This is a genomic window from Tissierellales bacterium, assembly GCA_025210965.1.
In the GTDB taxonomy this organism is placed as follows: Bacteria; Bacillota; Clostridia; order Tissierellales; family JAOAQY01; genus JAOAQY01.
Genome location: JAOAQY010000040.1, coordinates 1 through 6,105, shown reverse-complemented (window position 1 = coordinate 6,105; position 6,105 = coordinate 1). Strand labels below are relative to the sequence as shown.

5 protein-coding genes are annotated in these 6,105 nt (G+C 35.8%); 4 read left to right on the top strand and 1 reads right to left on the bottom strand.

Annotated elements, in window-relative coordinates; genetic code table 11:
- A partial coding sequence (locus tag N4A40_02890; GenBank protein ID MCT4660780.1) for a DMT family transporter occupies positions 1-890 on the bottom strand: 890 nt, incomplete at its 3' end.
- Positions 891-1,109: 219 nt separating this feature from the next.
- On the opposite strand from N4A40_02890, the gene N4A40_02885 reads away from it, so the two are divergent.
- The 4 genes from N4A40_02885 to N4A40_02870 all read left to right on the top strand — a co-directional run bounded on the left by N4A40_02885 (position 1,110) and on the right by N4A40_02870 (position 5,699).
- Positions 1,110-1,589, top strand: coding sequence for a hypothetical protein (locus N4A40_02885; GenBank protein ID MCT4660779.1), 480 nt, complete (start codon positions 1,110-1,112; stop codon positions 1,587-1,589).
- 123 nt (positions 1,590-1,712) lie between these two features.
- The gene (locus tag N4A40_02880; protein ID MCT4660778.1) at positions 1,713-2,774 is read left to right on the top strand and encodes an ABC transporter substrate-binding protein; all 1,062 of its coding nucleotides are present in this window, start codon (positions 1,713-1,715) and stop codon (positions 2,772-2,774) included.
- A gap of 162 nt (positions 2,775-2,936) precedes the next feature.
- Positions 2,937-4,625, top strand: coding sequence for an iron ABC transporter permease (locus N4A40_02875; protein ID MCT4660777.1), 1,689 nt, complete (start codon positions 2,937-2,939; stop codon positions 4,623-4,625).
- Between the two features lie 12 nt (positions 4,626-4,637).
- Entirely contained in the window at positions 4,638-5,699 is a 1,062-nt protein-coding gene (locus tag N4A40_02870) for an ABC transporter ATP-binding protein (GenBank protein MCT4660776.1), read from the top strand.
- Positions 5,700-6,105: the final 406 nt, after the last annotated feature.

Sequence of the window (6,105 nt, the reverse complement as noted above, 5' to 3'; positions counted from 1 at the left end):
TTTTCTTTTGTCTTCGTAAAAGCTATCACAGAGATTATAATGATTCCAGCACTTACTAGATTCAGCGGATTTAAAGTTTCACCTAGAATCACAGTTGCCATAGCTATGGAGAATACTGGAACTAGGTTTATAAATAGTGCAGCGGTGCTAGGGCCTATGTTTTTTATACATAGCTGCTGCGTGGTATAGCCTATGACAGTTGGAAAAATAGACATGTAAGCTATAGCGCCGTAAGCTGATGGAGCTATGCCAGAGAGGCTTTTGTCTACAAATATTTCTTTTAATGCAAAGGGAGAAACTATGATAGTGCACATTAAAAACGAATAAGTTGCAAGTTTTAAAGATGAACTATCTTTTGTGTCTTTTTTTACAAATACACTGTATAGAGACCAAGAAATCGCAGCGCATAGCATAATCAAATCTCCATGGTTAAAATTGCTTGAGAATATTATGCCGATATCCCAATTAGTTATAGTCAAAACGACTCCTATAAATGCGGTCAATATGAAGAATGATCGTTTAAGAGAAAGTTTTTCGCCTAGTATGAAAATGGCAAATATGGCTGTGAAAATGGGCATAGATGCATTTATAACTGATGCATTTGATGCTGTGGTATACTTAAGCGCGTTAAATAGTAGTATGTGATAAAATGTCATACCTATTATTCCAAATTTAAGCGAAACGATTAATTCTCTTCTATCTAATTTCCAATTAGAACCTTCTTTGTAGCACATGTATGGGAAGATGATTATAGAAGCTAGCCCCATTCTCAAAAATGTCATGACAACAGGAGAAAAAGAGCTTACTCCAAGTTTTCCAGCTATAAATGCACCAGCAAATAAAATGGCTGTAAAAACCATTGCTATGTAATACTTATAATGTTCTTTCATATCAGTCATCCTTTCAAAAAATTTTTACTATAAATACAAAAACTTTAACAAAATAAAGTCTATCATAGGGGTATATTGATAACAAGTAAAATCTTGCAATTAAATGACTTTTTCGCAAAAGATTTTGACTTTTCAGACAAAACGAAGTAGACTGAACACAAGAAGTCTTTTGTGGAGAGCTAGGGCATGGCAAAATCTAGTGATGAAAGGAGATGAACTATGTCAGTAGTAGAAGTTTTTGGGGTAATTATTTCAAGTATAGTATTTATTGTTTCAAGTATAGTATGGCATGAATTAGGGCATATTATTGCGCTGATTAGGTGGTCGGAGGATTTGATAATAATTCACATCGGCAAAAAAGATTCATTTCTAAAAGCAGAGCGTAGAGTTGGAAGAGTTTTGATGAAAGTACACAAAGATATGTGTATATTTCCAAGCTATTGCCAGTTTTATAACACAGATATTTCGAAAAAACACAGATTGTACACGATACTCGCAGGTCCATTTATGACACTTTTGTTTATTGTGATTTTGAAAGGTGCTTATTATGAAGCGGATATTTTGTGGTTAAAACAAGGATTGAAAATAGGTATTTTATTTAATTTCTTAGTTTTACTTACAGCTATAATACCTTTTAAGCTAAACTGCGGAGCAGAGTCGGATGCTAAGCGATTTTGGAGTCAATTTTTACAAAAATAATATATTTACCACTGATTGCCGTTTGATACGGCAATATTTTGGTAATTACAAAGAAAACGATTTCATATATAATAAAAATGACTTAAAAATAGAATTGATAAGAATAATAGAGGGGGAGAAATCATGAAAAAAGCAATTGCTTTACTTATGAGTGCTATAGTTGTTGGCGCGACACTTCTTACTGGTTGTGGCGGCGGACAAGATACGGCAAGTAACTCAGAGACACAAGAAAATAAAGATTTAAAACTTACTGTTTATGCAGGTCTAATGGAAGACCATGCTATGTTAGCAGCTAAAGAGTTTGAAAAGGCTACAGGGGTAAAAACAGATGTAGTTCGTATGAGCGGTGGAGAAATCTACGCTAGAATTAAAGCAGAAAAAGAAAACCCATCAGCATCGGTATGGTACGGCGGTGGAGCACTTACATTTATCGCAGCTAAAAATGATGGATTATTAGAAAATTATAAATCACCAGTTGCAGAAAATATTGCAGATAACTTCAAAGATCCAGATGGAGCTTGGACAGGAATTTATTCAGGTTACTTAGGAATTGAAGGAAATAAAAAGTGGTTAGAAGAAAATGGTTTAGAATTACCAAAGACTTGGGATGATTTATTGAAGCCAGAATTTAAAGGCAATATAGTAGTAGCTCATCCAGGTTCATCATCAACAGCTTACAATTTCCTTGCTACAATCGTCCAATTAAAAGGCGAAGAAGAAGGATTCAAATATTTACAGAAATTCAACGGACAAGTGCGTCAATACACTAAGTCTGGTAGTGCGCCAGGTCGTATGGTAGGTATGGGAGAAGCTCCAATTGCACTTGGATTCTTGCATGATGCTATCAAATATCAAGAAGAAGGATACGAAGACATCGTATTTACTGCAGCAGAAGAGGGAACTGGATATGAAATCGGAGCAGTTGGTATCATCAAAGGTGGACCAGATCAAGAAGCTGCTAAAATGTTTGTAGACTGGGCACTTTCTAAGGAAGCTCAAGAGCTTGGTAAAACTGTAGGTTCATTCCAATTCTTGACAAATAAAGAAGCTAACCCACCAGAGCAAGCTATGACTCTTAAAGATACAAAGCTTATAGATTATGACTTTAAGTGGGCTGGAGACAACAGAAGTGAGTTCTTAGAAAGATTTATGGAACTTACAAAGACTACACCACCAACAGAGTAAACTCTCAAATGAGGGCGAAAGTCCTCTCTCATATAACATGCAATAGTGTAGTAATCAAGAGCCTAACGGCTTTTGATTACTACACAAAAACTAAGACATAATATCAAAACAGATAATAGGGCCCGAGGGCCTTAAATTTTTTACCAATTTTAGGAGGAAATCATGAAAACACAAAGACTTAAAGTCAAAAGTGAATTGGCCAACATGAAAAAAGTTACCCAAGATCCGATTCTTTTTTCAACAATTGTGGCTGTTCTGATATTGGTAACGATGTTTATCGTTTTTCCATTAGTAAACATATTAAAAGAAAGTTTTTTGTTTGAAGGAAAGGCATCTATTCATCACTACCAACAAATTTTAAAGCTATCATACAATAGAGATATTATATTTAATACATTGAAACTAGGAGTTACAGTGTCGATTCTTTCGACGATTATAGGATTTGTATTTGCGTATGCAGCGACGTATGTAAAAATGAAGCACAAAAAATTACTAAGTGCGATTGCGATATTACCAATTATTTCACCCCCATTTTTAATAGGTTTATCGGCCATTTTACTATTTGGACGTAGCGGTTTAATAACTAGAGGACTTCTAGGAATGCAAAATGCAGAGATATACGGATTTCACGGATTAGTATTAGTTCAAGTACTTACATTTTTCCCAGTTGCATATTTGATGCTTGTGGGACTTTTAAAACAGATAGACCCATCGGTTGAAGAAGCAGCTAGAGACCTTGGAGCTTCAAGGTGGCAGGTGTTTAAAACAGTTACACTTCCTCTAATGGTGCCAGGTATTGCAAATGCAGGCTTACTAGTATTTATTCAATCAGTAGCAGACTTTGGAAACCCTATGGTAATTGGTGGAAACTATACTACTATGGCGGTACAGATTTACATGCAGGGTATTGGTAGTTTGGACATGAGCGGTGCAACTGCACTTGCTATAATGCTTTTAACTATTTCGGTAGTAGCATTTTTGGTTCAAAAGTTCTACATTGGAAAGAAATCTTATGTTACAGTAACTGGTAAGGTATCTAGAAGTAGAGATTTGATCACAGATCCTAAAATAGTTAAACCACTTCATGCATTTGTAGTTATGGTTAGCTTATTTGTTGGTATGATGTACATACTCGTACCGATAGGATCGTTTGTAAAGCTTTGGGGAGTAAATTACTCATTTACACTCAAGCACTTCAAATACGTATTTGACTTAGGTATAAAGCCAATAGCAGACACTACGTTACTTGCTCTTATAGCAACTCCAATATCTGGTGTACTTTCTATGGTAATCGCATTTTTGATTGCTAGAAAGCGTTTTATTGGTAAAGGTTATTTGGATTTCACAACTATGCTTTCAATAGCTATTCCAGGTACTGTAGTAGGTCTTGGATATGTTATGACTTATAATCAAAAACCAATAGTTCTTACGGGAACAGCGCTTATATTGGTTGTAGCTTTTGTTATTCGTTCGATGCCAGTTGGTATTCGTTCGGGAATTGCATCACTTCAGCAAATTGATCCATCTATAGAGGAAGCGGCAAATGTACTCGGTGCATCTAGCAAGAAGGTATTTACATCGGTTACACTTCCTATGATCAAGCCAGCATTTTTCAGTGGTTTGGTGTATTCTTTCTCTAGAAGTATGACACTTGTAAGTACTATAATATTCTTGGTATCAGCGAGACATAGTTTGCTTACAGTTGCCATCATGAGTCAGATAGATCAGGGCCGAGTTGGGGTAGCTAGTGCTTATTCGACTATACTTATAATAATAGTTGGATCAATGATAGCATTTATGCGCTATTTACTTTCGAAACTTGGTGTAGACAAAGAAGATATTGAAATGTAGGAGGCTACGACGATGAAAAAGGGAATTACAATCAAGAATATGACGAAAATATTCGTTACAAATAAAAATACTCAGGTAAAAGCAGTTGATAACGTAAATTTAGATATAAAACCAGGTGATTTCGTAACACTTTTAGGACCATCGGGTTGTGGAAAGACTACTATTCTTAGAATGGTGGCAGGATTTGAAACACTAACTGAGGGAGAGATTTACATTGGAAAGGAAAACGTAGCTAGTTTGACTCCAGACAAAAGAGATACTGCTCTTGTTTTCCAGAACTATGCACTTTTCCCACATATGAATGTTTACGACAACATAGCATATGGTTTAAAACTTCAAAAATTGCCAAAAGAGCAGATTGATGCTAGAGTTCAAAAGATACTTACTCTTATGAAGATGGAAGATTTTGCAGATCGCGTACCTTCACAAATGTCAGGTGGTCAGCAGCAAAGGGTATCGCTTGCAAGAGCGCTTGTAATGGAGCCAGGAGTACTTTTATTTGATGAGCCACTTTCAAATCTAGATGCTAAGCTTAGAATTCACATGAGAGATGAAATCAGAAAGATTCAAAGAGAAGTCGGAATTACATCTCTATATGTAACACATGACCAATCAGAGGCTATGGGACTTTCTGATAAGGTTGTAATAATGAAAGATGGTGTCATCCAGCAGGTAGGAAGTCCGAGAGATATATACCAAAAACCAGCAAATGCTTTTGTTGCAGGATTTATTGGAAAAGCAAATGTAATAAAAGGTGAGATAGTGAGCAAGGATGCTAGCAAATACGGTGTCAAAGTAGAATCTACGACATACAATGTGGAGTCGGACAAAGAGTATAGCGTAGGCGATGCTGTAGAGATGATAGTTAGACCAGAGAGTATCCATATAGAACAAGATGATTTCAAAGCGATAGTTACAAAGAGTATGTTCATGGGAGAATACCATGAGTATGAAGTGGAATGGAGAGGTCAGACTATTCTTATAAGCCAGTCAAATCCATTTGGAAAGAAAATGTACGATGTTGGCGAATCACTTATGATGGGATTTGATGAAAGAGCAATCCACATTTTATAATTTAAAGGCGTAAAACCCCTATGGCTTTAGCATAGTGGTAGTTCAATTTGAAATATCGACAGAAAAAGAGATTTAAAACTAGTGATTCGATATTAATAATTTGAGATTTATGTTGAATAATAGTCCTTTGAGGGTAAGTCAGAGTAGCATAGATGAACCCTTAAGGACTTTTTTTATAAGGCTAAAGTTTACAAATATTGGATAAAAATTGTTTGAAAAGCTATAAAAGGGGCATATATGTACGGTTAGAGGGAGGTGCATGCGAGATGATGGTGACGACTTGGGATATTATTATCCGGATAATATTTGCAATTATAGTTGGAGGATTTGTTGGATATGAGAGAGAGATGAGAAATAGACCAGCCGGGTTTATTACTCATACACTAGTATGTGTAGGAGCTTGTGT

Bases quoted from the DNA above. Each gene is read 5' to 3' on its own strand.
- N4A40_02885 (MCT4660779.1), top strand. From the start codon at position 1,110: ATGTCAGTAGTAGAAGTTTTTGGGGTAATTATTTCAAGTATAGTATTT.
- N4A40_02880 (MCT4660778.1), top strand. From the start codon at position 1,713: ATGAAAAAAGCAATTGCTTTACTTATGAGTGCTATAGTTGTTGGCGCG.
- N4A40_02875 (MCT4660777.1), top strand. From the start codon at position 2,937: ATGAAAACACAAAGACTTAAAGTCAAAAGTGAATTGGCCAACATGAAA.
- N4A40_02870 (MCT4660776.1), top strand. From the start codon at position 4,638: ATGAAAAAGGGAATTACAATCAAGAATATGACGAAAATATTCGTTACA.